This window comes from Mannheimia varigena (genome assembly GCF_013377235.1).
GTDB lineage: Bacteria > Pseudomonadota > Gammaproteobacteria > Enterobacterales > Pasteurellaceae > Mannheimia > Mannheimia varigena.
The window spans coordinates 1450790-1476489 of the sequence record NZ_CP016226.1 but is presented as its reverse complement, the minus strand read 5'-3'; the positions used below and the strand labels follow the sequence as shown (position 1 = coordinate 1476489).

Genomic DNA, 25700 nt, shown 5'->3' with positions numbered 1-25700 from the left:
CCTCAAATTTCACTCATTTTAATTTTTACCACCACTTTGCGGATTTTTGCTTCTCCTGCAAAAATAGCTGTTCGGTGTGTATCCTCAGGGAAGAACACTGCAAAATTACCTGCCTCACAGCGGAATTCATTTTCATTTTGCACCGATGAATAAAATTGAATATCACGCACAGGGTTATATTCCGCTGCAACTGGATTGTTGCCAGAATCAATAGCTGCCGCCATTAACTCTACCCCTTTATGCAAATACTGCACGTCTAAATAATTTTGGTGCACTTCCGGCTGATAAGCAGATTTCTCTTTAGTGTCTAAATCCAACACCTGAACATAAATATCACGTCCTTTAAGTTCATAAACGCCGGCTTCCATCGCATCAAAATCGGTATTTTTTAAATAATCCAAGGCGAACTGAATCGCTTTTGGGTACTGCTTCGGGTTGTAATTTGAAATATGACCGAAAAACATTTATTGCTCCGTTTTGCAAAAAACCAGAAAATATCACCGCTTGTAGGGGCGAAACATTTTTCGCCCCTACGAAATGACAGAAATTATAACGCCTGCAATTTCGCCCAAACTGTGTCATCCACCGGAATACCATTGGCTTTGTTATCTGCCAGAATTTGGGTAAATTCGTGTCCCGGTAAGCGAACAGCTACATCCGGGTCAGCACGCTCTGCGGTTTTCACATATTCCATAATGCGGTTGAGTTTTTCGTCTTTGGTTTTTCCGTCAATTAAGCGATCCACTTCAATAGCGATATAGACTTGTGAAACGCAGTATTCGTCATCTTTATCTTCTGTTACTGCAGCGGTTGATTCACCGTTCGATAATAATGTGGCGATCATATCTAACACGATAGATAAGCCTGAACCTTTCCAGAAGCCCATTGGCATTAAGCGGCGGTTTTTCTCAACGGTTGCCGGATCACGAGTTGGGTTGCCTTCATCGTCAAAACCTGCATCTACGAAAGTTTGGCGACCTGCTAAGCGGTGAACTTCTAACATTCCGTAAGAGTACATTGAGCAAGACATATCCACCATTGTGATTGGATTTGTCGGCACTGCGATGATTAACGGGTTCGTTCCGATACGGCACTCTTTTGCACCCCAAGGTGGCATTACCGCTAAGGCGTTCGTCCAGCAGATACCGATGTAACCTTTTTCTGCCGCTTGCCAGCCGTAAGAACCGCCACGCATCCAGTGGTTTGCGTTACGAAGAGCCACCACGCCGATACCGTTTTCAGAGGCAAGCTCCATGGCTCTGTCCATCATTTTTTTCGCGGTTAAGTTACCGATGGCTTGATGAGCGTCCCACTGCTCGATTGCACCTAATGACAATACTTTGGTCGGCACAGCTTCTGGCACGATGTCTCCGTTTTCTAATTGTTGAATAAAACGTGGGAAGCGGTTTACACCATGTGAATACGCACCGGCTTGGGTGGTGTCTGCGAAAACAGTTGCACACTCTTCGGCAATTTCTTCACGCACATTGCGAGAAAGTAAAACACGTTTGAATTGAGCTTTTAAATCGTCATAAGACACTCGAATAGTCATTTTGGATACCTCTAAAAGTTAGAATTTCAAATAGTAAAATTACGTTTCATAAGGTACTCTTAAGGAAGTTTAAAGTCAATCAAAGCAAAAATATAAAAATCATTTAAAATCAATTGGTTATAAATATTTTTGTAAATTTGAGAGGTAGATCACACTTTTAAGAAGGTAAACAAGCGGTCATTTTTTTGTAAATTTTTACTAAAAAATAACCGCTTGTAATTAAAAGAAATTAGAGAGGGAAAAGCAGAGGAATCACAAATACCGAAACCAGCATCACCAGCACCGTAAACGGTACACCGACTTTGACGAAATCCACAAATTTATAACCAGCCGGGGCAAGCACCATTGTGTTTACCGGTGAGGAAACCGGTGTCATAAAGGCAGCAGAAGCGGAAACCGCTACAATCATTGCAAACGGAGCAGCTGAGTAGCCTAATTGGTTAGCGATAGCAATCGCAATCGGCATCACCAAAATTGCCGTTGCGGTGTTGGAAATAAAGGCACTTAGAATTGCCGTAAAAACAAATAATACGATCAAGACAAAATGCACGTCTAAACCCTGCATCACATCAAGTAAAAGGCGGACGGTTAAATCTACCCCACCTGTTTTTTGTAAGGCGATAGAAAACGGCATCATACCCACAATTAAAATAATGCTTGGCATATGAATGGAATCATAGGCACTTTTTACATCAACACAGCGGAATTTACCTAGCATCAAACAAGCAATTAGTGCCGCCATCACATTCGGTACAATGCCTGTAATCATCAGTACCACCATTGTGAATACAGAAAAAAGAGCGTGCGGTGCTTGGCTTAGAGCCGGCGGTGCATTTTTGCTTTCTGTTGGGGCTCTTAGCAAGAAGAAATCACGGTGATCACCATCCATTCGGTGAATTTGCTGCCAAACCCCCATTACTAATAACAAATCCCCAAATCTCAACGGCGTATCAAGCAATTCATCTTGTATGATTTCACCACCCCGTTTTAAACCGACAATACTTAAATGATATCTTGAGCGAAACTTTAACTCTCGAATGGTTTTGCCGATACATTCAGCCTCAGGCATTACTGAAATTTCCGCCATACCTACCGAGCGATAATGGGTTGAGAAAAACTCGCCTTTTAGTTCAATCGGGCGAAGCTTAAGCTCCTCGCAGCGTTGTTGATAGGTTTCATCGTCTAAGGCGGTATCGAGTAACAAAATATCTTTGGGCTGAAACACTTCATTTACAGAAGCATTTATCGTGATGGTTCTGAAATGTTTATTACGTTGAATGGCGACAATGTTCAAGCCGTGCACAATGCGTAAATCTAGTTGCCCAATGGTTTTGCCGACACAGATAGAATCAGGCTCAACTAATAGCATTTTGGCTCTGCCACGTAGTTGGTATTCTTCAATTAAGTGAGACATCGAAAAATGTTTAGCTGAGTTTAGCTCCTCACGCTGTTCACCATTATCTAACCAACGGCGGGCAACCAGCATATAGCCGATGCCTAGCACTAAAATGATTAAGCCAATCGGCGTAAAGCTAAAGAAACTAAAGCCTTCAAAGCCCGATTTTACTAATTCGGAATGAGCAACAAGATTGGGAGGCGTGGCAATTAGGGTCATCATACCGCTGATCAAACCTGCAACACTCAACGGCATCATTAAACGACGGGGGGAAATTCCCATTCCGGCACAAATTGCTAATACCACAGGAATAAAAATCGCCACAATGCCGGTAGAACTCATAAAAGATCCAAGCCCTGCGATGGAAAGCATTAATAGCACCAATACCTTTGTTTCACTTGCTCCCGAAACACGCATCAGCCAATCACTTACTTGGTTTGCCACCCCTGTTCGTACTAAACCTTCTCCCACAATAAAAAGGAGAGCAATCAGCACCACGTTTGGATCACTTAACCCTGCCAGTACCTCTTTTACCGATAAAATGCCCGTTAGGCTAAAAAAGAGCATTACGATTAAGGCGACAACATCCATCCGTAATTTGTTTTGGATAAATTGCCAAATGGCAAATACCAGTAACGCCATTACCCAAAAGAGCGGTTGCTGTAAAAAATCAGGCACGAAAGCAAGAAGCGATTGCATAGTCATATCCTCCAAAATAGTTAGAGATAGATTACACCGCTTTAGGGAAATAAAAAAGTCGAGAAGATCAAAAAGAGAGGGAATTTAAATAGAAATACATTGGGTGTATCTATTATTTATATTTGTAAAATTTTAGCAAAATCTAACCGCTTGTAAATGGACACATACCATACGCCCTTACCGATTATAACGGGCTTTCCACATTTAGCTGTTCATCAATTTCGGTAACCGCCAAAATCAAACTGGAACGCACAATCTTTTCTAACCGCATTTGCTGCATTTGGAACAGCATTGAATCTTTATTGCCTTTTGTTGCTTTTACATTCAGCAATTCGTTAATCGGCAAAAAATCGACGTGGTTTAAATCTTTGGCAAATTGCATCACCGCAGGGTGGGAGAAAGGGAAATCTTCTTCCTCTTCGCTTAAATGGGACTTCACTTCAAGAAAAAGTGAAATATCTTCAAACACTTTGGGAGAAATCACACCTAATCCAAGTAAAACTTTTAAGCGAACAGAAAGATCAGCCAGCGGACCTTGATGTTCAAACAAGGAATCCACTACTGATTTTAATGCAAAATCCGTTTTGCGAAATACACGCTCAATCAACTGTTCCACCGCTTTGGAAAACAGTTGATTTGAGGTGGCGAGAAAGCCTCTTAACGTGGCTTCCTCACTCAGTTTATCTATATAGTCCACGGTGTTTACCAGGCTTACTGATATAACTCAACAACTTTCGCAATCACCGCTTGGTCGGTTAAACCTGTGTATTTCTCAACTGCTGCGGCTACACCGTGATTTGCAATAAATTGGCTTAATTCGACCGCTTGTGGGTCTTCTTCATTACGATATTGCAACGCCATTACCACGCCATTCACTAAATTGCTGTGTGGTAAACCATATTCTAATGTGCCTGAAAGTGGCTTAATTAAACGATCATTCGGGCTGAGCTTACGGATTGGCTCACGACCTACACGGTTCACATCATCGTTTAAGTATGGGTTGGCGAAACGTTTGAGGATTTTTTCAATGTAGGCTGCGTGGGCTGCCTCATCAAAACCATAACGTTTAATTAATACCGCACCGCTCTCTTCCATTGTGGCTTTAACTTGGGCTTTGATTTCATCAATTGCGATTGCTTCTTTGATCCATTGCACACCAGATTGTTTGCCTAAATAAGCACAAATTAAATGCCCTGTGTTAAGCGTAAATAATTTACGCTCCACAAATGCCATTAGGTTATCGGTTAATTCCATTCCTTTAATATCTGGAATTGAGCCTTTAAATTGAGTTTTATCCACAATCCATTCACTAAATTCTTCAACCGTTACTTCAAGCGGATCGTTTTCGTTTAGCTCTGCCGGTGGCACAATTCTATCTACCGCAGAATCCACAAAACCGACTGATTTTTCCACTTCTGCTTGTTGCTCAGCAGTTAAGTTTTCAAAAATTTTGCCTTTAAAGAACGTTGTACCACGCACCATATTTTCACAGGCAATAATGTTTAATGGTTGAGTATTACCGCTTTCTACACGAGCGACTAATGCTTTTGCAAAAAGTGGAGCAATAAAGCCTAATACGTTTGGACCAACGGCAGTGGTAATTAAATCAACTGTTTTAACTTGTTCGATAACTGCCGCTTCATCTTTAGAATTGATCGCCGCAATATTTTTAACCATTTCAACACGGCTGGCATCGCCTACAATTTTCACGCCATATTGTTTGTTTTGGTTGATTTGGTCAATTTGAGTTTGGTTAATATCAGCAAAAGTAACGAACACGCCGCTATCTGCTAATAATTTACCGATAAAGCCACGTCCGATATTGCCTGCACCGAAATGGAGTGCGTTCATAATTTGTTCTCCGAAAAATTAATATAAAGACAAAGGGGCGAAAGTCGCCCCATAATATTATTTAGCCAATAACGCTAATACTTCATCTACATTTTGAGTTTGCGTTAAAGTTTGCATTGCTTGTTCATCATCTAAAGCGTTGGTAATCGCACTTAAAATCTGAATGTGGTCGTTGCCTTTCGCTGCAATACCTATTACTAATTTTGCAACACCGTCTTCTTCATCGGTGAAACGAACACCGTTCGGGTATTGGCAAACCACGATACCGGTTTTGAGTACGCTATCTTTCGCATCCGCTGTACCGTGTGGAACGGCTAAACCTTCACCTAAGTAAGTTGAAACCAGTTGTTCACGAGCGAACATTGCATCAACATAACTTGGTTGCACAAAGCCTGCTTTCATTAATTGTTCACCAGCAAAGCGGATAGCTTCTTCTTTGCTGTTTGCCGTTAAACCTAAGAACACTTGCGATGCTTGAAGTTTTAAGCCTTCTTCTTGTGCTCCTTCAACCACAACCGGATTTGCAAAATTTTGTGAATTTTGAACCACTTGCGGAGCAACTTCATCGCCTAATTTCGCTACTAAGCTGTCATAGAACGCACTGTCTAAGAAATTGGTTAAAGATAAGTGTTGAGCTGAAGCCACTCGTTTTTGTGCACGAGCAGTTAAGTCTTTATGGGTAATAACTAATTGTGCATCTTGCGGTAAGTCATTAATCGCTAAGTTTTGCACTTCGATGTTTAAGCCTGCCGCCTGTACTTTTTTACGCAGCATACTTGCACCCATAGCACTTGAGCCCATACCAGCATCACACGCTACATAGATTTTACGGATATTGCCGTTTACCACAGCTACCGCAACACCTTTGCTCTCCGCTTTCATTGATTGCATTTGAGATTGAGCATCTTCTAATGACACTTCACCTTTTTGAGTTTTAAGTAATACTGAAGCAATCGCAAAAGTTACCGCACAAGAAACCACAACAGAAGCAATTACCGCAAAATGTGCACCCGGTGCAGTCATCGCAAGGATTGCGAAAATAGAACCTGGAGAAGCCGGTGCGATTAAGCCGCCGCCTAATAATGAGTTAGTTAAAACGCCTGTTGCACCACCTGCGATCACAGCTAAGATTAAACGTGGGCTCATTAACACATACGGGAAGTAAATTTCGTGGATACCACCTAAGAAGTGAATAATTGACGCACTACCGGCAGTTTGTTTTGCTGTACCACGACCAAAGAACATATAAGCAAGTAAGACACCAAAACCCGGACCCGGATTCGCTTCGATTAAGAACAGGATAGATTTCCCCACTTCTTGTGCTTGTGCTGTACCAAGTGGGGTGAATACACCGTGGTTGATCGCATTGTTTAAGAATAGGATTTTTGCCGGTTCAACAATGATTGAGGTTAATGGTAATAAACCTGCTTCAACCAATGCACCTACGCCTGCACCTAACGCAGCCGAGATTTGAGTTACCACTCCACCGATGAACGCAAATGAAAGCATCGCTAAAATCATACCGATAATACCAACCGAGAAGTTGTTTACCAACATCTCAAAACCGCTTTTCACTTTGCCATCAATAGCTTTATCGAAAGTTTTGATTGCCCAGCCGCCTAATGGACCAACAATCATTGCACCTAAGAACATTGGAATATCAGTACCGACGATGATACCCATTGTAGTAATTGCCCCCACAACTGCACCACGCTCGCCGCCGACTAATTTACCGCCACTATAGCCGATTAACAGTGGCAGCAAATATTGAATCATCGGACCAACGAGTTTCGCAAAAGTCTCGTTTGGCAACCAACCGGTTGGAATAAATAACGCCGTGATGAAACCCCAAGCAATAAATGCACCGATGTTTGGCATCACCATATTAGAGAGAAAGCGTCCAAAGCCTTGAACTTTCACTTTTAAATTAGACATAAGAACCTCGAAAAGGAGAGAAAATCAGGATTGAATAAATCGTGTGCAAAATAGCACTATTTTAAAAAGTTACAAAAATATTTCTCTCAAAAATGTGAACTAGATCACATTATTTCTTTTAGGTATAATTTTAAAATGTGATCTTGATCACATTTTTAATTTTGACACAAAAAAACCAAACAAAATTTGTTTGGTTTTAATCATAAGTACACACTACCTACATCTAATAATATATTTCTTTCGTAAAATTTTTATAAAAAATAACCGCTTGTAAATAGGCTTACACAGTACATCCCTACAAAATTAGCTCGAGAACTCTATCAAGCCGGTAACCTTACCGTTGTCATCAACTGCAATAAGCGAGTGAATTCTAAGCTCCTTCATTAAATCTTCCGCTTTAACTAAGAATACGGAATCATTAATAGTTTTTGGATTGCGGGTCATAATTTCTCCTGCGGTTTTGCTTAGGCTTTCCGCACCGTATTTAGCTAAAGTTCGGCGGATATCGCCATCGGTAATAATCCCTTCCAATTTTCCCTCGAGCATGATGACTGCAACGCCCATTCTGCCTTCATTCATCACAGATAAGCATTCCGTAAATGGGGTATCAAGATGAGCAATCGGCAGGTTTCGCACCATCACATCTCGCACTCGATTGAGTAAGCGGCGACCAAGGCTACCGCCTGGATGGAAGCGGGCAAAATCCTCAGGGCGGAAATCACGGGCTTTCATCAATGCAATCGCCAACGCATCACCTAATGCCATTGTAACCAACGTCGAACTGGTTGGAGCAAGATTGTTCAAGCAAGCTTCACGCTCTACGCCGATATTTAAAATTACATCCGCATTTCGCCCAAGCGTGGAATAGGGGTTACCCGTCATCGCAATAATTTTGTTACCAAAATTTTTCAGACTTGGAATCAGCTTATTCACATCATCTGTTTCACCGCTATTGGAAATTAAAATGACCATATCAATCGGCTTGAGCATTCCTAAATCGCCATGGAAAGCTTCGGTCGGATGCAAGAAAAAGCTTGGCGTACCGGTTGAGGCGAAAGTTGCCACCATCTTTTTCCCCACCAATCCTGATTTTCCTATACCTCCTACAACTACTCGCCCTTGACAAGCCAGCATCATTTCCACTACTTCATTAAATTCTTCAGAGAGGCGATGATTTAGCGTGATAATTTGCTGAGCATAAAGGTTTAACGTCTCTTTTGCACTGTCTAAATGATTCATTTTTTCCTCACAAGCGGTCGAAATCCGCTGATTTTTTGCAATTAGGCGAATTTTAGCAATTTCTCAAAATTTAAGCTAATCTGAAAAACAAAAAGTCGGGAACCCCGACTTTCAATTACATCACTTTTGCAGAATATTTAAGATTTCCAACCGCTTGTATCAGCTTTTGGTTATCCACATCGGCTTTTGCCACCACGGTGGCTTTGCGTTCTTTCATTGAAGCTTTGGTGGAAATCACGCCCTCCACCGCTCGCAGTTCTTTATTTACCAAGTAAACGCAAAGTTGGCAGTGCATTTCAGGAATGTGGAGTACAACCGTTTTTTCTGCTTGCTGCGTGTCCGGTTGGGCAGTTTTTTCTTGTGCGTAAGTTGGATTCATCAACCCAAAAGCCAACAACAGGCTAGCGATATATTTTTTCATTTTATTCTCCGCCCCACATTTCCAAAATGTACGGCAAAACGTAGGGGTAAGTTAAAAAGAACATTACTACCACAAACACAATCCAATACAAAATCACCAAGGTTTTGCGGGAAAAATATTTGGTACAGATAATTTTTTTAGAAAAATTCAACAACCAAAAACCGTAACCGAACGCCGCAAGCGATAGGATTAGCATCGGAATTTGCAAAAATTCGAGTTGGCTTAATTCCATCAGCCAAGGCGAGGAAACGCCGAACAGCAAATAAACCAATGGTGCGATGCAACACAAGGTTGAACTGACCGCAGTTACCACTGCGGTCACACACATCGTGATGAATTTGTTGTTATAGTTCTTTAGAGATGAGCTCATAACCAAATTCTTTCGCATCAAAGGAGTTTAGCGGATCGCCGCCCACTTCTGCATACGGATAGCCGAAGTTGTTGAGCGGAGTAAGTTCCGGTTGTGGATATAAATCGAAATCACGACCGTGGTTGAAGCCTACCCAGTTCATTTCCCAGTTGCCGAATAAGTATTTCGACACCGCTTGAACGTCTGGATCTGCCACCTCTTTTTTCTCCGCTAAACGCATTTTGGCGACATCGGCAGAATCTACCGGTACCCAACCGAAACCGGCTAAATAGAATTCCGCACGGCAGTGTTGTCCGCTGTTTTCGTTAGCGATGCCGTCTTTTGAGCTACCAAATGCGGTTTGGGAATATTGGCTCATTTTATCCGCCTTACCTAAGCGAATGCCGAATACTTCACGAGCCGGAATATCAGAGGCTCGAGCCAGAGCCACAAAGACCGAGTTGATGTCAGTACATTTACCTTTGAGCACTTTGGTGGTGAGGATTTTCTCCACATCGCCATCGCCGCAACCGAGTACCGAGTTATCACGCTCCATATTCTCCACTATCCAGTTGTGGATAAGTTCCGCTTTTTTCAGTGGATTTTTCTCGTTACCCACAATTTTGTCGGCGTACTCTTTCACAATGCCGTCTGTTTTAATGTGAGCGGTTGGTTTTAAGTATTCCAACACATCAACAGAATAGATGATTTTTTCCGGCATTTGGTAATCTTTTAATGCCCCTCGAGCCATCGGCTCACGATCTCGGGTTTCGATCACCAATTTCACTTTCATATCTCGTTTTGGAGCGTCTTTATCCCAAGTCGCAAACAGAGTTTTCGCTCCATAAGCGTTGTTCTCGGTGATGTAGGCGGTTTTGTAACTTCCCTCAAATTCAATGGATTTCACCGTTTGATAAGGCGTATCAGACGGCAACGGAATCCATAAATTTGTTGTTCCGCTTGAGCCTTGCGGCACCACTAAATCATAAGATTGGGTAAATTCGTAATTGTGAGTGTTGGTGTGGAAATTGTTGTGTTGAACAGGGGCAGCAAAAGCGGTCGCACAGCTTGACGCCACCAAAGAGGCAATAAGTTTATTCATTGAAATGATCCTTATTAGAGTGAAAAAACAGTTAAAACTTAACATATTAAGTATTCTAACTACGGATTAAGGTTGCATATTAGCTAAATAGGTAAAGAAAAGCAATGGAAGATTAAATACTATGGATGAGAATTCTGATTATATAAGGAAAAAAAGCCGATTAATTCTAATCGGCTTTCTAAATGATGGCAGGGGCGGAGAGGCTCGAACTCCCAACACCCGGTTTTGGAGACCGGTGCTCTACCAATTGAACTACGCCCCTATTGATAATGTATTACTTACGAAAACAGCGAGTATAAACTCGCTCTAAATAATTGGCGGAACGGACGGGACTCGAACCCGCGACCCCCTGCGTGACAGGCAGGTATTCTAACCAGCTGAACTACCGCTCCGCTAAATTCTTAGATTGATAATGCCCTACTCTCACATGGCGAATCACCACACTACCATCGGCGTTACTGCGTTTTACTTCTGAGTTCGGTATGGAGTCAGGTAGAACCACAGCACTATGGTTATCAATCAAATTCGGTTATTTCCTTAATTCTCTTTATCTCTTCATTAAGAAAACTAAGGAAATAAAACCCGATGATGCTCTACTCTCACATGGCGAATCACCACACTACCATCGACGTTACTGCGTTTTACTTCTGAGTTCGGTATGGAATCAGGTAGAACCACAGCACTATGGTCATCGGGATAATTGGGTCAAAATTCAAAAACAAGCTGATTATTCTGAGTGTATTTTTTTCTTTATGCGTTTAGTTTCTCCACTTGTGTTTTCTTCTTTCTCATAAAAACACTTGAGCGTTGTATAGTTAAGCCTCTCGGGCAATTAGTACGTGTTAGCTCAACGTCTCGCAACGCTTACACACCACGCCTATCTACGTCGTAGTCTCCAACAACCCTTACAGTCTTATAGACTGGGAGAACTCATCTCTTGGCAAGTTTCGTGCTTAGATGCTTTCAGCACTTATCTCTTCCGCACATAGCTACTCGGCAATGCGTCTGGCGACACAACCGAAACACCAGCGGTGCGTCCACTCCGGTCCTCTCGTACTAGGAGCAGCCCCAACCAATTCTCCAACGCCCACGGCAGATAGGGACCGAACTGTCTCACGACGTTCTAAACCCAGCTCGCGTACCACTTTAAATGGCGAACAGCCATACCCTTGGGACCTACTTCAGCCCCAGGATGTGATGAGCCGACATCGAGGTGCCAAACACCGCCGTCGATATGAACTCTTGGGCGGTATCAGCCTGTTATCCCCGGAGTACCTTTTATCCGTTGAGCGATGGCCCTTCCATTCAGAACCACCGGATCACTATGACCTGCTTTCGCACCTGCTCGACTTGTCTGTCTCGCAGTTAAGCTTGCTTCTACCATTGCACTAACCTGACGATGTCCGACCGTCATTAGCAAACCTTCGTGCTCCTCCGTTACTCTTTGGGAGGAGACCGCCCCAGTCAAACTACCCACCAGACACTGTCCGAGTACTCGTTCCGAGTACTTCGTTAGAACATCAAACGTTAAAGGGTGGTATTTCAAGGACGCCTCCAACAACACTGGCGTGTCATCTTCAAAGGCTCCCACCTATCCTACACATCAAAATTCAATGTTCAGTGTCAAGCTATAGTAAAGGTTCACGGGGTCTTTCCGTCTAGCCGCGGGTACACCGCATCTTCACGGCGATTTCAATTTCACTGAGTCTCGGGTGGAGACAGCCTGGCCATCATTATGCCATTCGTGCAGGTCGGAACTTACCCGACAAGGAATTTCGCTACCTTAGGACCGTTATAGTTACGGCCGCCGTTTACTGGGGCTTCGATCAGGAGCTTCTCTTGCGATAACACCATCAATTAACCTTCCAGCACCGGGCAGGCATCACACCCTATACGTCCACTTTCGTGTTTGCAGAGTGCTGTGTTTTTAATAAACAGTTGCAGCCAGCTGGTATCTTCGACCGGTTCAACCTTCGTGAGCAAGTCACTACAATCTACGCCGGCGCACCTTCTCCCGAAGTTACGGTGCTATTTTGCCTAGTTCCTTCACCCGAGTTCTCTCAAGCGCCTGAGTATTCTCTACCTGACCACCTGTGTCGGTTTATAGTACGGTTTAGTGTAATCTGAAGCTTAGTGGCTTTTCCTGGAAGCGTGGTATCGGTTACTTCAGCTCCGTAGAGCCTCGTCATCATCTCTCGGTGTTAATAAGTGTCCGGATTTGCCTAAACACTCCACCTACCAACTTAAACAGGGATATCCAACACCCTGATAACCTAACCTTCTCCGTCCCCACATCGCAATTACACCAAGTACGGGAATATTAACCCGTTTCCCATCGACTACGCTTTTCAGCCTCGCCTTAGGGGCCGACTCACCCTGCCCCGATTAACGTTGGACAGGAACCCTTGGTCTTCCGGCGAACGAGTTTTTCACTCGTTTTATCGTTACTTATGTCAGCATTCGCACTTCTGATACGTCCAGCAAGCCTCTCGACTCACCTTCATCCGCTTACAGAACGCTCCCCTACCCAACAGTGTTACCACTGATGCCGCAGCTTCGGTGACTAGTTTTAGCCCCGTTACATCTTCCGCGCAGGCCGACTCGACTAGTGAGCTATTACGCTTTCTTTAAATGATGGCTGCTTCTAAGCCAACATCCTAGCTGTCTAAGCCTTCCCACTTCGTTTCCCACTTAACTAGTACTTTGGGACCTTAGCTGGCGGTCTGGGTTGTTTCCCTCTCCACGATGGACGTTAGCACCCACCGTGTGTCTCCTATGCATTACTCTTCGGTATTCGCAGTTTGCATCGGGTTGGTAATCCGGGATGGACCCCTAGCCGAAACAGTGCTCTACCCCCGAAGGTATTCACATAAGGCTCTACCTAAATAGATTTCGGGGAGAACCAGCTATCTCCCGGTTTGATTGGCCTTTCACCCCCAGCCACAAGTCATCCGCTAATTTTTCAACATTAGTCGGTTCGGTCCTCCAATTAGTGTTACCCAATCTTCAACCTGCCCATGGCTAGATCACCGGGTTTCGGGTCTATACCTTGCAACTACACGCCCAGTTAAGACTCGGTTTCCCTACGGCTCCCCTATTCGGTTAACCTTGCTACAAAATATAAGTCGCTGACCCATTATACAAAAGGTACGCAGTCACAGAATAAATCTGCTCCCACTGCTTGTACGCACAAGGTTTCAGGTTCTATTTCACTCCCCTCGCCGGGGTTCTTTTCGCCTTTCCTTCACAGTACTGGTTCACTATCGGTCAATCAGGAGTATTTAGCCTTGGAGGATGGTCCCCCCATCTTCAAACAGGATATCACGTGTCCCGCCCTACTTGTTGTTAGCCTAGTACCACGGAAATATTTTCGAGTACGGGATTATCACCCTCTACGATTGAGCTTCCCAGCTCATTCCTCTAATAAATCCGCTATCACTAACTGGCTCTTTCGCGTTCGCTCGCCGCTACTAACGAAATCTCGGTTGATTTCTTTTCCTCGGGGTACTTAGATGTTTCAGTTCTCCCGGTTTGCCTCATTTACCTATGGATTCAGTAAATGATAGTAGGTTCTTCACCTACTGGGTTTCCCCATTCGGACATCTTGGATTAAACGCCTCTTATCGACTCATCCAAGCTTTTCGCAGATTAGCACGTCCTTCATCGCCTCTGATTGCCAAGGCATCCACCTTGTGCGCTTAGTCACTTAACTATACAACCTCAAATATTTTCATTTAAACAAGTCAAACGAATTGATTTGAAGCGATATTATTCAACTAAACACTTAGCTGCCTTTGTTCAGCTAAGATTTTTTAACTACTCAGACTTTCTTTCGAAAATCTCTCAGTTTTTCAGCTTGTTTCCAAATTTTTAAAGAACATTAAGACAATAAAAATCATCTTTAAATGGCGTCCCCACGGGGATTCGAACCCCGGTTACCGCCGTGAAAGGGCGATGTCCTAGGCCTCTAGACGATGGGGACAACATTTAAAGATGCTTTCCGCTTTGCCATTTTAGGTCGAATATTCTAACGATTTTTGCAAAACCTTTCAAGATTCTAACCGTTTGAATGCCTAAATCTCATTCATCTCTTGTCCTACTGCTTTATCAAACAATCTGTGTGAACACTTGCTGTCATTTCAAGCTCTCGCTTCTTGATTTTTGGTAAGGAGGTGATCCAACCGCAGGTTCCCCTACGGTTACCTTGTTACGACTTCACCCCAGTCATGAATCATACCGTGGTAAACGCCCCCCCGAAGGTTAAGCTATCTACTTCTGGTACAACCCACTCCCATGGTGTGACGGGCGGTGTGTACAAGGCCCGGGAACGTATTCACCGCAACATTCTGATTTGCGATTACTAGCGATTCCGACTTCATGGAGTCGAGTTGCAGACTCCAATCCGGACTTAGACGTACTTTGTGAGATTCGCTCACCATCGCTGGGTCGCTGCCCTCTGTATACGCCATTGTAGCACGTGTGTAGCCCTACTCGTAAGGGCCATGATGACTTGACGTCATCCCCACCTTCCTCCGGTTTATCACCGGCAGTCTCCTTTGAGTTCCCGACCTAATCGCTGGCAACAAAGGATAAGGGTTGCGCTCGTTGCGGGACTTAACCCAACATTTCACAACACGAGCTGACGACAGCCATGCAGCACCTGTCTCAGAGTTCCCGAAGGCACTCTCGTATCTCTACAAGATTCTCTGGATGTCAAGAGTAGGTAAGGTTCTTCGCGTTGCATCGAATTAAACCACATGCTCCACCGCTTGTGCGGGCCCCCGTCAATTCATTTGAGTTTTAACCTTGCGGCCGTACTCCCCAGGCGGTCGATTTATCACGTTAGCTACGGGCACCAAGCTTAAAGCCCAATCCCCAAATCGACAGCGTTTACGGCGTGGACTACCAGGGTATCTAATCCTGTTTGCTCCCCACGCTTTCGCACATGAGCGTCAGTACATTCCCAAGGGGCTGCCTTCGCCTTCGGTATTCCTCCACATCTCTACGCATTTCACCGCTACACGTGGAATTCTACCCCTCCCTAAAGTACTCTAGACTCCCAGTCTGAAATGCAATTCCCAGGTTAAGCCCGGGGCTTTCACATCTCACTTAAAAGTCCGCCTGCGTGCCCTTTACGCCCAGTTATTCCGATTAACGCTTGCACCCCCCGTATTACCGCGGCTGCTGGCACGGAGTTAGCCGGTGCTTCTTCTGTAGTTAACGTCAATCAAACTTGCTATTAACAAGTCTGCCTTCCTCGCTACCGAAAGAACTTTACAACCCGAAGGCCTTCTTCATTCACGCGGCATGGCTGCATCAGGGTTCCCCCCATTGTGCAATATTCCCCACTGCTGCCTCCCGTAGGAGTCTGGACCGTGTCTCAGTTCCAGTGTGGCTGGTCATCCTCTCAGACCAGCTAGAGATCGTCGCCTTGGTGAGCCTTTACCTCACCAACTAGCTAATCCCACTTGGGCTCATCTTATGGCAGGTGGCCCGAAAGTCCCACCCTTTAGTCCAAAGACATTACGCGGTATTAGCTACCGTTTCCAGTAGTTATCCCCCTCCATAAGCCAGATTCCCAAGCATTACTCACCCGTCCGCCACTCGTCAGCAAAGAAGCAAGCTTCTCCCTGTTACCGTTCGACTTGCATGTGTTAAGCCTGCCGCCAGCGTTCAATCTGAGCCATGATCAAACTCTTCAATTCAAAAAGTTTAATCGCTCAATACTGCTGACATAAAATCACACTTTAATAAGAAAACTTAAAAAAGTTAAATGAATTTCTAGTTAGCACCTATTAAGACTTCAAGTTTTAAAATATATTTTTAAAATCAAGTCAATCAACAAGTGCCCACACAGATTGTCTGATAAATTGTTAAAGAGCAAAATAAAACGACGCACCGGAATCAAACTTAATCTCTTCACAACAATGCGTCGTTGTGTGCCGTGCATTATAGAGAAAAATAAAATCCTTGCAAGTGCTTTTTGCAAAAAATTTTAAAAAAGATCTTTTTTGAAGATATTTAATACAAAGCGATCATTTTATCAGCAGAATTCATAATGTTTGCAAATTTCTTTGTAAATTCGACCGCTTGTAAAAAGATAAAAAAGACCATCTTTATGTAAGATGGTCTTTCAAAATTAGATCTGCACTACAGCGATGATCACTAGGATTGTATATAAGATAGATAATCCATAGAAAATCACATTACCCGCTGGTGTGTGTACTTTTAGATCGTGCAAGCCGTGATGGATACGGTGCATACCTGCCCACATTGGGAAAATGGCTAATGCCATAATAGTTAGTTTTCCGATGCAAGTATGGGCAAAAGCAATGATATTATCAGGTGAAACTAATCCAAATGGTAGTAGTAAGCCGATAATAAAAATGACTACAGGGAAAAATAATGCACTAATCATACCGCCAGCACTAAAGAGTAACCAGACAGGTGGTTCATTTGAACGTTTTGGGTTTTGATCAAGACTCATTTTATTCCCCTTCTTAAATATAAACTAAGATTAATGCAATTAAGCTGATTACAGCTGTTACAGCCCAAAGGATATTTCTTCCGACAGAAACTGGCAAATGTTTGCCTTTTACCATTACTGACATCACTTCAGGTGTCATTACATAAAGTGTTGCTGCGTGATAAAACATTGCTGCAAGTGAAATGATATTTAGTACCACTACAAACGGATTTTGCAAGAAACCCACAAAGTCGGTAGCAAATGTACCTTTGCTTAATGCAACTGCACCATAAAATAGTACGATACAGAACCACACGGTTGGAAGACAGGTAGCTTCACGCACCATATACATTTTGTAGAAATCGAGTTTTTTCCACCAGCTCGCTTTCATTCCTCGAACATAAGGTCTACGTTTTGTCGCTGACATTTCTTCCTCCTATCTCGGTTTGATCATTGAGATAACATAATCTTTTGCACTTTCTAGCTTGCCTTGGTTCACGGCTGAAGCTGGACCAACATGTTTCGGACAAACTTCTGAGCAGTAGCCTACAAAAGTACAACTCCACACCCCATTTTTACTACTGAGCAATTTCATTCGCTCTTCACGTCCATTATCACGGTTATCCAGGTTATAGCGATGAGCTAATGTAATTGCCGCAGGACCGATAAACTCAGGGTTTAAACCAAATTGCGGACAAGCTGCATAACATAAACCACAGTTAATACACATTGAGAATTGACGATACTTCTCTAACTGTGCCGGTGTTTGTTTAGTGCGCTGACCTTCCGGTGCTTTGTTATCAATCACATAAGGTTTAATTGCCTCAATGCTATCAATAAAGTGGCTTAAATCCACTACTAAATCACGCTCAATCGGGAAGTTAGCAAGCGGTTCAATTCGCATAAAACCACTGTAATCACGTAAGAAAGTTTTACACGCCAGCTTTGGTTTACCGTTTACCATCATCCCACAAGATCCGCAGATCGCCATACGGCAAGACCAGCGATATGAAAGCTCAGGCTCAAGCTCGTCTTTAATGTAACCCAGTGCATCTAATAGTGAAGTTTGGCTATCATAAGGCACTTCATATCTATCTAAATGTGGCTCGCTATCTGATTCCGGATTGTAGCGTAGCACTTCGATGGTCATTTTATCTAAATTTGCCATTTTCTCGCTCCTTCTCTATTATTGTGCTTGAGCTTCTGCTGCTTTTTTCGCTTTTTCTTGTGCTTCCGCTTCTGCACCGTACACACGTTTAGCTGGTTGTGATTTAGTAATCTTCACATCGCTATATTTAATGGTTGGTGTACCATCTGCGTTATAGAAAGCCTGAGTATGTTTCAAGTAGTTTACATCATCACGTTCAACATAGTCTAAACGTTGGTGTGCACCACGAGATTCTTTACGTTCCACCGCAGAGCAAGCAATAGATTGAGCAACATCTAAGATAAATCCTAACTCAATTTTGTAGAGTAGATCGGTGTTGAACACGCTTGATTTATCTTTCACACTGATGTTTTTATAACGCTCTTTTAACTCTTGGATTTTATTCACTGCTCCTTCCATACTTTCTTGTGTACGGTAGATACCACAGCCTTCTTCCATTGCATCACCCATTTGGTTACGAATATCAGACCAAGATTCATTACCTTCTTGGTTTGCTAAAGCGTGTAAGCGAGCCACTACATCTTGAGCTTGTGCATTAATTTGTGGTTGATTGCGAGAAGTAACCTCTAACGCACGACGAGCAGCATTTTCACCCGCTACTTTACCAAATACCACTAACTCTGCGAGGGAGTTAGACCCTAAACGATTTGCACCGTGTAAGCCTGATGATGCACATTCGCCCACTGCAAATAAGCCTTTAATTGACGTTTCTGCATTCATATCCACTTCAATACCACCCATTGTGTAGTGAACAACAGGGCGAACCGGAATTGGAGCTTTAGCAGGATCTACACCTTCGTATGCTTTTGCTAATTCGCAAATAAACGGTAAACGTTCAAGCAAGTATTTTTCACCCAAATGACGTAAATCTAAGTGAACTACATCAACACCTTTTGCGGTTTTTAAAGTATTGCCTTTACGCCACTCTTGCCAGAACGCTTGAGAAACTTTATCACGCGGACCTAATTCCATATATTTGTTTTCTGGTTTGCCAATTGGCGTTTCAGGTCCTAAGCCATAGTCTTGTAAGTAACGGTAGCCATCTTTATTAACTAAGATACCACCTTCGCCACGACAGCCCTCTGTCATTAAGATACCTGTATTCGGTAAGCCTGTTGGGTGATATTGAACGAATTCCATATCACGCAGAGCCACACCATGACGATATGCCATAGATAAACCGTCGCCGGTTACAATACCGCCGTTCGTGTTAAAACGATAAGTACGGCAGCCGCCACCTGTTGCAATGACCACTGCATTTGCATTGATTTGAACCAGTGTACCTTCCATCATATTCATCGCCACACAACCACGAGCTTCGCCGTTGTCGGTTAAGATATCTAACACGAAATGTTCATCAAAGCGGACAATGTTTGGATATTTAATCGAAGTTTGGAATAAAGTGTGTAAGATATGGAAGCCTGTTTTATCGGCTGCAAACCAAGTACGCTCAATTTTCATACCACCGAAACGACGAACGTTTACTTCGCCATCTTCACGACGGCTCCAAGGGCAGCCCCAACGCTCTAACTGTGTCATTTCAATTGGAGAATGCTCAACAAAATATTCCACAATATCTTGTTCACATAACCAGTCGCCACCACCCACAGTGTCATTAAAGTGATTGTCATAGGAATCAGTATCTTTAATTACCGCAGCCGATCCACCTTCTGCCGCCACCGTATGGCTACGCATTGGATAAACTTTTGAAATTAAAGCAATTTTCAGATTTGGATTTGCTTCAGCAGCCGCGATAGCAGCACGCAAGCCACCACCGCCAGCACCGATAATCGCCACATCAAAATTAACACTTTGCATAATGCACTCCGAAAGTTAAATAAACTTATTCATTAAAAGTGGCTCTATTGTGCCACTATTTAATCAATCAGATAAGCCGTTTTTACAATTTATTAACATAAAAAGTGTGATTTTGTGATCTACCTCAAAAAAGGTAACTAAGCATAATAAAGGTATTGAGAATGGCTCTTAATTATAGGGAATAAAAAAGAAAAATTTTTAATGCTTAAAATGAGAATTTTTAATTTGTTAAATAAAAGTTAAATTCCCCACTTTATTTTTCTTATTCAGAAACTAGGGCAATATCTTTTTTTACGCTAAAATAAGCACCTATTTTCAAGCGGTCATTTTTTATGAATAATTTACAACTCGACAATATTGATTGGCAGCCTACTGCTACTATTCCTCACCTTATCCAACGTGCAAAAATTGTTGCTGAATTGCGTAAGTTCTTTACCGAACGTGGCATTTTAGAAGTAGAAACCCCTATTCTAAGTGAGTTTTCAGTAACTGATGTACATCTTTCTACATTCAGTACACAATTTTTATCGCCATTTAGCAGTGAGGCAAAAACGCTACATTTGATGACAAGCCCTGAATACCATATGAAACGTTTACTTGCTGCAGGTAGTGGGCCGATTTTCCAAATTTGCAAAGTGTTCCGTAATGAAGAAGCAGGCAAACGCCATAACCCTGAATTTACAATGCTTGAATGGTATCGCCCGCATTTTGATATGTACCGTTTAATAAATGAAGTCGATGATTTACTACAACAGATTTTAGATTGCGAACCTGCGGAATCTTTTAGTTATCAGTTTGTATTCCAAACTCACGTTGGGTTAGATCCGCTTTCTGCCACCAAAGCACAATTAATCGAAAAAGCGAGAAAGCACGGTTTGCAATGTGAAGATGATGAAAATCGTGAAACCTTACTACAATTTTTATTCAGTGAGGTGGTAGAACCGAATATCGGGCAAAATTGCCCAACAGCGGTTTATCACTTCCCTTCTGCCCAAGCTGCATTAGCACAAATCAGTTCGGAAGATCATCGTGTTGCTGAGCGTTTTGAGTTTTACTACAAAGGCTTGGAACTTTGCAACGGTTTCCACGAGTTAGACGATGCAAACGAGCAAATCCATCGCTTTGAGCAAGATAATTTACAGCGAGAAAAAATGGGACTTGAACCACAACAGCTTGATGTACGTTTTCTGGCCGCACTCAAAGCAGGTTTTCCGAACTGTTCGGGTGTCGCACTTGGAGTGGATAGACTGTTAATGCTTGCGATGAATGCAGAGAAAATTGAAGAGGTCATTTCGTTCAGCATCGAAAAAGCTTAATTTTTGTGGCATTTTGTTATTTGCAATTTGCAAAAAAATCAACAAATATGACCGCTTGTACACTCTCTTTTAGGAAAGCAAAATGAAAATTTCAGGCAAATTACAAGGTTGGCACTATGCTCTGCTGTGTTATTTAACGTGGGGGACGTTTCCAATCTATTGGTATCCGATTAATCAATCGGGAATGCCTGCCGAGCAAATTTTAGCTCAACGGGTAGTATGGTCTGCCGTGTTTGCCATTATTCTATTGCTGATTTTCCAACAGGGGCGAGCAGTAATCAATGCCTTCAAACAGCCCAAAGTGTTGGGAATCTTCTTCCTTTCTTCTTTTATGATTGGCTTGAACTGGCTGGCTTATTTGTGGGCGATTACTAACGAGCATATTTTAGATGCCAGTCTCGGCTATTTCATTAATCCAATCTTGAATGTATTTGTTGGCTATTTGGTTCTAAAAGAACAATTAAATAAGGCTCAATTACTTTCTGTTGGTTTTGCGATTGCTGGCATTTTATGGTTAGCGATTCCTGCTGGGCAAGTGCCTTGGGTGGCACTTATTTTAGCTTCCAGTTTCTGTATTTATGGGCTGATCCGCAAACTCGCTCCAATGGAGCCATTATCTGGCTTAGCTCTTGAGACCTTGCTAATGACGCCTTTTGCTATCGCTTACCTTTGCTTTTGTTATAACCAAAACAGCTTAGTATTCAGCGAGCTCAATAGTTTACAAATGACGATACTACTCTGCTCAGGGGCAGCAACTACCATTCCATTACTCTGGTTTGCAATGGGGGCAAGACGCATTTCGATGTCTTTACTCGGTATGTTACAGTACATCTCACCTTCATTACAATTTTTATGCGGCGTGCTGATCTTTAATGAAAAACTCTCTGCCGAACGTTCGGTCGGCTACATTTTGGTGTGGATTGGCGTCATTATTTTCTTATTGAGTATGAAAAAAGCCAGAACAAAAGCCAACACTAAAAAGCATTAAATATTTCGTTTCGGCAAGCCTAATGCAGCAAAGCCGAGCAATGGTAAATAGGCACAGACGTTAAAAATAGTATCTAAGCCGTATTCGTCAGCAAAAAAGCCTAATACGGCAGCACTTAAGCCGCCAATACCAAACATTAAGCCAAACATTGTACCTGAAATCAGCCCAACTCTACCCGGCACCGCCTCTTGAGCGTAAACCACCATTGCCGAAAACGCTGATGACATAATAAAGCCGGCAAAAATTGCACATACAATCGTCCAAAACAGATCGGCGTTAGGCATTAATAACGCAAAAGGAGCCATTCCTAAGAAAGAGAACCCAATCACCGCATTTCGCCCGATTTTATCGCCAATCGGTCCGCCAGCAAAAGTGCCTACTGCAACCGCCCCTAAAAATGCAAACAAATAGAGCTGCGCAGTTGCCATATTCAACTGAAATTTTTCCATTAAATAGAAGGTAAAATAGTTGCTGAGGCTGGCGATATAAATAAATTTCGCCAACATTAATAAAGCGATAATTAATAATGCTCTGGCTAATAATTTGCCGTGCAAACGTTGCTGAATATGGTTTGATGAGACAAATAATGGTTTGGCTTCATACTTCACCCAACGGCTCACTTTATATAAAATCCATAAAGCTAATAATACAAATACAACAACCCAAATCACCGCATTTTGCCCTTGAGGCACAATAAATAACGCAACTAAGAGCGGCCCTAACGCCGAACCGCTATTTCCTCCTACTTGAAAAAGCGACTGAGCTGTACCAAATTTGCCGCCTGATGCCATTCTAGCCACTCGAGAGGCTTCAGGATGGAAAGTAGCTGAACCAATTCCCATCAAAGCTGCCGCTATTAGCAATACCCCAAAGTTAGGGGCAAAGGCAAGTAAAATCACGGAGAAAAGTGTAATCAGCATACCAATGGGTAATAGATTTGGTTTTGGATATTTATCGGTATAAAGCCCAATACCCGGCTGAATAATGGATGCAGTAATTTGGTAAATTAACGAAATCATACCGATTTGAGCAAAACTCAGTTGGTAATTTTGTTTAAGCATTGGGTAAATTGAGACCATTACCGCCTGAATTAAATCATTCAGCAAATGAGAAAGGGAGATCAACAGTAAAATGGGTAAAACCATTTTTTGAGCGTTATGTTGTGTGTGCATTGTCTTCTTGTTTTTATAAATAGAAAATATTCTACTGACAAATAATGAATGTGCAAGCGGTCGTTTTTGATGAATTTTTTGCAAAAGTTGTGCTTTATTACAAATCCTACCTAATTTGTCATTTTTATAACTTTTTGCTATATTCACTCTTCTGAATAATAAATAATAGAGGTAAATACCATTGGATTTCATCAAAAAATTACAAGCAGGGAGTACCTTTAGAGCACCAATCTTTATCCCAAGTTTACTTTTTGTAAGCTTTGTTGCAGTGTTCTGTATTACCTTCCCACAAAAAGCACAAACATCACTTGATGCCATCAAAAATATTCTCTTTGAAAACTTTAGCTGGTTCTACATTTTTGCTGGTTCTATCTTTTTTCTATTCCTCATTTTTCTTTCATTCAGCCGTTTGGGCGATATTAAATTAGGCGCAGATACCGATGAGCCTGAATTTGGTTTCGGTTCTTGGATTGCCATGCTATTTGCGGCAGGGATGGGTATTGGTTTGATGTACTTTGGCGTTGCCGAACCTGTATTACATTATCTACAGCCTCTCCAAGAAAACATGACTGAATCAGAGCGAATGAAAGAAGCAATGATGACCACCTTCTACCATTGGGGGATTCACGCTTGGGCTATCTATGGTGTTATCGCTTTAGCACTTGCCTACTTCGGTTTTAGATATAAATTATCTCTCACTGTTCGCTCTGGTTTTTACCCTTTACTAAAACATCGTATTTCAGGCTTTTGGGGACACACTATTGATGTTATTGCCCTCTGTAGTACGATTTTTGGTTTAACCACAACCCTTGGCTTTGGGGTAATGCAAGTTAGTGCTGGTTTTAATAGCCTAGGTTTAATTGAAGACACAGGATTTGTAGTGCTTACCATTATGGTGATTGTTGCAATGTCATTAGCAATATTTTCCGCTATTACTGGTGTAGGTAAGGGAGTTAAAATCTTAAGTGAAATTAACCTGACACTTGCAGGTTTACTACTGATTTTTGTTATTGTAAGTGGTCCGACACTATTGCTTTTCTCAGGGCTTACTGAGAATGTAGGTTATTACTTTAGCTCACTACTTGAAATCAGTTTCCGAACATTTGCCTACGAACCAGAACATCAAGGTTGGCTAAGTGGCTGGACAGTTCTATATTGGGCTTGGTGGGCTTCTTGGGCGCCATTTGTGGGTTTATTTATTGCGAAAATTTCAAAAGGAAGAACAATCCGTGAATTTATTTTAGGGGTGTTATTCGTACCATCACTATTTAACATTTTATGGATGACGAGCTTTGGTGGCTCGGCAATTTGGTTAGACCAACAAACTGCTGGTGCATTAGCTGAAGTGAGCGGTAACACCGAGCAGTTACTATTTACCTTCTTCGACCACTTACCATTTGGTACTATTGCCTCCTTTGTTGCGGTTGTTGTTATCTCTATATTCTTTATTACCTCGGCAGATTCAGGTATCTTTGTACTTAACAGTATCGCCTCACAAGGTGAGGAAAAAGCACCAAAATGGCAAACCATACTTTGGGGAGTCGTATTAGCGGTATTGGCGCTCTCATTGCTATACTCAGGCGGATTATCGTCATTACAAACAATGACATTAATTATCGCATTACCATTTACATTCATTATGGTTATTCTTTGTTTTGGCTTATGGAAAGGTTTAATGGTAGATCACCAATACTTCAACAAGAAATTCTCACAAGGTAGCCAAAACTGGGCAGGCAAAGATTGGAAATTGCGTTTGGAAAAAATTGTTAATCCAACCAATAAACAAGATGTTCGTCACTTCTTTATTAAAGTAGCAAGACCAGCTTTCCTTGAGTTAATTGATGAATTTGAAAGCTACGGCTTAACCGCAAAAATGAATTTTACCAACGAAACCAACCCTAAATTAGAGTTTGAGGTGGTAAAAGAGAATTTACGCAATTTCATCTACGGTATTGAAAGCGTGCCACGCCAATTATCTGATTTAGTGGTCGGCGATGACAACTTACCAAATATTGAAGAAAATATGGTTTACGAGCCGATCACCTACTTCCTAGATGGGCGAGAGGGCTATGATGTGCAGTATATGACAAAAGAAGAATTAATTGCCGACGTGCTGCAACAGTATGAACGCTTTATTAATTTAGCGATGGATAACTCACACAACTTAATGACGGCTGATGTGAATAATTTAGACTAAGTCTTAAACGATTAAACAAGCGGTTAGATTT

Annotated in this window: 18 protein-coding genes, 3 tRNA genes and 4 rRNA genes; 3 read left to right on the top strand and 22 right to left on the bottom strand. The window is 42.4% G+C overall.

Going from position 1 to position 25700, the window contains the following annotated elements:
- Positions 1 to 2: 2 nt before the first annotated feature.
- The 21 genes from A6B40_RS06895 to frdA form a co-directional block, all read right to left on the bottom strand.
- Positions 3 to 464 (bottom strand): NanQ anomerase/TabA/YiaL family protein, encoded by a 462-nt coding sequence (locus tag A6B40_RS06895; protein ID WP_176671940.1) that lies wholly within the window; start codon positions 462 to 464, stop codon positions 3 to 5.
- A gap of 83 nt (positions 465 to 547) precedes the next feature.
- The gene (yiaK, locus tag A6B40_RS06890) at positions 548 to 1546 is read right to left on the bottom strand and encodes a 3-dehydro-L-gulonate 2-dehydrogenase (RefSeq protein ID WP_025247044.1); all 999 of its coding nucleotides are present in this window, start codon (positions 1544 to 1546) and stop codon (positions 548 to 550) included.
- A gap of 235 nt (positions 1547 to 1781) precedes the next feature.
- Positions 1782 to 3647, bottom strand: a complete 1866-nt coding sequence (locus A6B40_RS06885) for an SLC13 family permease (protein ID WP_025247043.1) — start codon at positions 3645 to 3647, stop codon at positions 1782 to 1784.
- A gap of 184 nt (positions 3648 to 3831) precedes the next feature.
- Entirely contained in the window at positions 3832 to 4344 is a 513-nt protein-coding gene (locus A6B40_RS06880) for an MltR family transcriptional regulator (RefSeq protein ID WP_418887709.1), read from the bottom strand.
- Positions 4345 to 4358: 14 nt separating this feature from the next.
- A complete protein-coding gene (locus A6B40_RS06875; RefSeq protein WP_176671939.1) occupies positions 4359 to 5498 on the bottom strand; it encodes a mannitol-1-phosphate 5-dehydrogenase in 1140 nt (379 codons plus the stop codon).
- Positions 5499 to 5555: 57 nt separating this feature from the next.
- Entirely contained in the window at positions 5556 to 7433 is a 1878-nt protein-coding gene (locus A6B40_RS06870; RefSeq protein ID WP_176671938.1) for a PTS mannitol transporter subunit IICBA, read from the bottom strand.
- 303 nt (positions 7434 to 7736) lie between these two features.
- Entirely contained in the window at positions 7737 to 8672 is a 936-nt protein-coding gene (locus A6B40_RS06865; protein WP_025216386.1) for a KpsF/GutQ family sugar-phosphate isomerase, read from the bottom strand.
- Positions 8673 to 8787: 115 nt separating this feature from the next.
- Positions 8788 to 9093 carry a heavy-metal-associated domain-containing protein gene (locus A6B40_RS06860; RefSeq protein ID WP_176671937.1) on the bottom strand — a complete coding sequence of 102 codons (306 nt, stop codon included), beginning with the start codon at positions 9091 to 9093 and terminating at the stop codon, positions 8788 to 8790.
- A 1-nt stretch (position 9094) separates the two neighbouring features.
- Positions 9095 to 9463 carry a mercuric transporter MerT family protein gene (locus A6B40_RS06855; protein WP_025247039.1) on the bottom strand — a complete coding sequence of 123 codons (369 nt, stop codon included), beginning with the start codon at positions 9461 to 9463 and terminating at the stop codon, positions 9095 to 9097.
- A complete protein-coding gene (locus A6B40_RS06850; protein ID WP_176671936.1) occupies positions 9438 to 10544 on the bottom strand; it encodes a transglutaminase-like domain-containing protein in 1107 nt (368 codons plus the stop codon). The genes A6B40_RS06855 and A6B40_RS06850 overlap by 26 nt, the downstream gene beginning before the upstream one ends.
- 186 nt (positions 10545 to 10730) lie before the next feature.
- A tRNA-Trp gene (locus tag A6B40_RS06845) sits at positions 10731 to 10806 on the bottom strand.
- A 53-nt stretch (positions 10807 to 10859) separates the two neighbouring features.
- Positions 10860 to 10936 (bottom strand) — tRNA-Asp (locus tag A6B40_RS06840).
- 12 nt (positions 10937 to 10948) lie between these two features.
- A 5S ribosomal RNA gene (gene rrf / locus A6B40_RS06835) occupies positions 10949 to 11064 on the bottom strand.
- Between the two features lie 60 nt (positions 11065 to 11124).
- Positions 11125 to 11240 (bottom strand): 5S ribosomal RNA (gene rrf / locus A6B40_RS06830).
- Between the two features lie 115 nt (positions 11241 to 11355).
- Positions 11356 to 14256, bottom strand: a 23S ribosomal RNA gene (locus A6B40_RS06825).
- Between the two features lie 194 nt (positions 14257 to 14450).
- Positions 14451 to 14526 (bottom strand) — tRNA-Glu (locus A6B40_RS06820).
- A gap of 183 nt (positions 14527 to 14709) precedes the next feature.
- Positions 14710 to 16249: ribosomal RNA gene (locus A6B40_RS06815) — 16S ribosomal RNA — on the bottom strand.
- Together the 16S, 23S and 5S rRNA genes with 3 tRNA genes alongside form the textbook arrangement of a ribosomal RNA operon.
- Before the next feature lie 434 nt (positions 16250 to 16683).
- The gene (gene frdD / locus A6B40_RS06810) at positions 16684 to 17031 is read right to left on the bottom strand and encodes a fumarate reductase subunit FrdD (protein WP_025236929.1); all 348 of its coding nucleotides are present in this window, start codon (positions 17029 to 17031) and stop codon (positions 16684 to 16686) included.
- A 13-nt stretch (positions 17032 to 17044) separates the two neighbouring features.
- A complete protein-coding gene (gene frdC / locus A6B40_RS06805; RefSeq protein WP_025216381.1) occupies positions 17045 to 17437 on the bottom strand; it encodes a fumarate reductase subunit FrdC in 393 nt (130 codons plus the stop codon).
- A 9-nt stretch (positions 17438 to 17446) separates the two neighbouring features.
- Positions 17447 to 18178, bottom strand: a complete 732-nt coding sequence (locus tag A6B40_RS06800) for a succinate dehydrogenase/fumarate reductase iron-sulfur subunit (RefSeq protein WP_025216380.1) — start codon at positions 18176 to 18178, stop codon at positions 17447 to 17449.
- Between the two features lie 18 nt (positions 18179 to 18196).
- The gene (gene frdA / locus A6B40_RS06795) at positions 18197 to 19996 is read right to left on the bottom strand and encodes a fumarate reductase (quinol) flavoprotein subunit (protein WP_025216379.1); all 1800 of its coding nucleotides are present in this window, start codon (positions 19994 to 19996) and stop codon (positions 18197 to 18199) included.
- A gap of 332 nt (positions 19997 to 20328) precedes the next feature.
- Between frdA and epmA the strand changes: the two genes are divergently transcribed.
- Entirely contained in the window at positions 20329 to 21312 is a 984-nt protein-coding gene (gene epmA, locus A6B40_RS06790; protein WP_176671935.1) for an elongation factor P--(R)-beta-lysine ligase, read from the top strand.
- A gap of 82 nt (positions 21313 to 21394) precedes the next feature.
- Positions 21395 to 22300 carry an EamA family transporter RarD gene (gene rarD / locus A6B40_RS06785; protein ID WP_176671934.1) on the top strand — a complete coding sequence of 302 codons (906 nt, stop codon included), beginning with the start codon at positions 21395 to 21397 and terminating at the stop codon, positions 22298 to 22300.
- Here the strand turns inward: rarD and A6B40_RS06780 are convergent.
- A complete protein-coding gene (locus A6B40_RS06780; RefSeq protein WP_176671933.1) occupies positions 22297 to 23472 on the bottom strand; it encodes an MFS transporter in 1176 nt (391 codons plus the stop codon). The two genes, rarD and A6B40_RS06780, sit on opposite strands and share 4 nt — an antisense overlap.
- Before the next feature lie 181 nt (positions 23473 to 23653).
- Between A6B40_RS06780 and A6B40_RS06775 the strand changes: the two genes are divergently transcribed.
- The gene (locus A6B40_RS06775; protein ID WP_176671932.1) at positions 23654 to 25669 is read left to right on the top strand and encodes a BCCT family transporter; all 2016 of its coding nucleotides are present in this window, start codon (positions 23654 to 23656) and stop codon (positions 25667 to 25669) included.
- Positions 25670 to 25700 lie beyond the last annotated feature (31 nt).